The organism is Vibrio sp. OPT46, assembly GCF_015163535.1.
Classification (GTDB): domain Bacteria; phylum Pseudomonadota; class Gammaproteobacteria; order Enterobacterales; family Vibrionaceae; genus Vibrio; species Vibrio alginolyticus.
Genome location: NZ_JADDYG010000005.1, coordinates 126,182 through 127,940 on the forward strand (window position 1 = coordinate 126,182; position 1,759 = coordinate 127,940).

The 1,759-nt window shown below is 41.4% G+C and carries 2 protein-coding genes and 1 pseudogene; 1 reads left to right on the top strand and 2 read right to left on the bottom strand.

What is annotated here, in order from left to right; all coding sequences use genetic code 11:
* Nucleotides 1-321, bottom strand: a pseudogene (gene opaR, locus IQR33_RS00765) (transcriptional regulator OpaR); the annotation flags it as partial.
* Nucleotides 322-640: 319 nt separating this feature from the next.
* Between opaR and hpt the strand changes: the two are divergent.
* The gene (gene hpt, locus IQR33_RS00770) at nt 641-1,171 is read left to right on the top strand and encodes a hypoxanthine phosphoribosyltransferase (RefSeq protein WP_005379995.1); all 531 of its coding nucleotides are present in this window, start codon (nt 641-643) and stop codon (nt 1,169-1,171) included.
* Between the two features lie 76 nt (nt 1,172-1,247).
* Here the strand turns inward: hpt and can are convergent.
* A partial coding sequence (can, locus tag IQR33_RS00775; RefSeq protein ID WP_193843432.1) for a carbonate dehydratase occupies nt 1,248-1,759 on the bottom strand: 512 nt, incomplete at its 5' end.

Genomic DNA, 1,759 nt, shown 5'->3' on the forward strand with positions numbered 1-1,759 from the left:
GTCTTGGCTGACAAGCTCGATCATCGCATTCGTAATATTGGCGATGTTTTCACGTGCATGTAAGTCTAGGTCTATGTTATCCGATAGGAAGTTTGAGAACTGACGTACGACGTGATTGAGAACTTCATCCACCAAGTCTTCGCGTGTAGGGAAGTAGTTAAAAACAGTCGCTACAGAAACTTGAGCAATTTCTGCGATATCTGCGTGACCACCACGACCGATGCCGCGGCGCGCAAATACTTCCAATGCGATTTCCATTAACTGTTGCTTACGCTTAATTGGAGAAAGCCTAGTTCTAGGTCTCTTTGCAATTGAGTCCATATCCATTTTCCTTGCCATTTGAGTTGATATTGGGGGTAACCCCCTAATTGATTATTTTAATAGTTGCTTAAAGCAGTGATGAGTGTAATGGTGCATATGCACAAGGTCAACATCTGTAGAACAATTTATATACAGTAATGTCATTATTATTGATAAATTTAGCTATGAACTTTATAAAACTAAGACCTTCTTCCAAGATTTTTTGGCAACAGGATGCGACTTTCAACCCAATGAACGTGGTGATACACTACACGCCGTAAGATTAGGTGATCGTTTGCGTGCGACTTACCTCAACCCACAAATTTAGATTGAGCACAGTATGAAACATACAATAGAAGTCATGATTTCTGAGCAAGAAGTTCAGGAGCGAGTTCGTGAATTAGGCAAACAAATTACAGAGCGTTATCAAGGTAGTGAAGATCTTGTGTTGGTAGGCTTATTGCGTGGCTCATTTGTATTTATGGCAGACTTGGCACGTGCTATCGAACTGACTCACCAAGTTGATTTTATGACTGCGTCAAGCTACGGCAATACGATGGAAAGCTCACGTGACGTTCGTATCTTGAAAGATTTGGATGATGACATCAAAGGTAAAGACATTCTGCTTGTTGAAGACATCATTGACACTGGTAACACACTAAATAAAATCCGTGAGATTCTTTCGCTACGTGAGCCGAAGTCTATCGCTATTTGTACGCTCCTAGATAAGCCATCTCGTCGTGAAGTGAATGTTCCTGTGGATTGGATTGGTTTCGAAATTCCAGATGAATTTGTCGTTGGGGTGGGTATTGATTACGCGCAGAAATACCGCCACTTACCATACATCGGTAAAGTTGTACCTCAAGAATAATCATTGAGTTCAGCATTAAAAATATAAAAAACGCCCATCTAAGATGGGCGTTTTTCGTTCAACTTTTAGATATGACTTAGCGACAAAGGAGCTTGTTGTCTGTATTTAGAATCGTCGAAAGAGCTTTCTGGTAAGACGCTTCTACGGTTTCCTTAGAGTTAGAACGAATGCCTAAGTACTCTAAGCGACCATCTTCAATTCCGTATACCACACCATGAATTTCAACATCTTGCCCACGCTCCCAAGCGTTTTGCAGGATGGTTGAGTTACCCAAGTTGTACACTTGCTCTGCAACATTAAGCTCGCCTAGTTTATCCGCTCGATCTTGTTGCGGCATTTGATCTAGGTAAGTGCGGTGTTTGAAATAGATATCTCTGATATGTAACAGCCAATTATTAATAAGGCCTAGCTTAGGGTTATCAATGGCTGCATTTACGCCACCACATCCATAGTGTCCACAGACAATGATGTGTTTAACCTTAAGAACGTCTACAGCGTACTGGACGACCGATAGACAGTTGAGATCAGTATGGATAACTTGGTTTGCAACATTCCGATGAACAAAGAGTTCACCTGAGTATAACCCGG

What these genes read in the sequence shown, in the direction of transcription:
- hpt (WP_005379995.1), top strand. Translation starts at nt 641, where the DNA reads ATGAAACATACAATAGAAGTCATGATTTCTGAGCAAGAAGTTCAGGAG.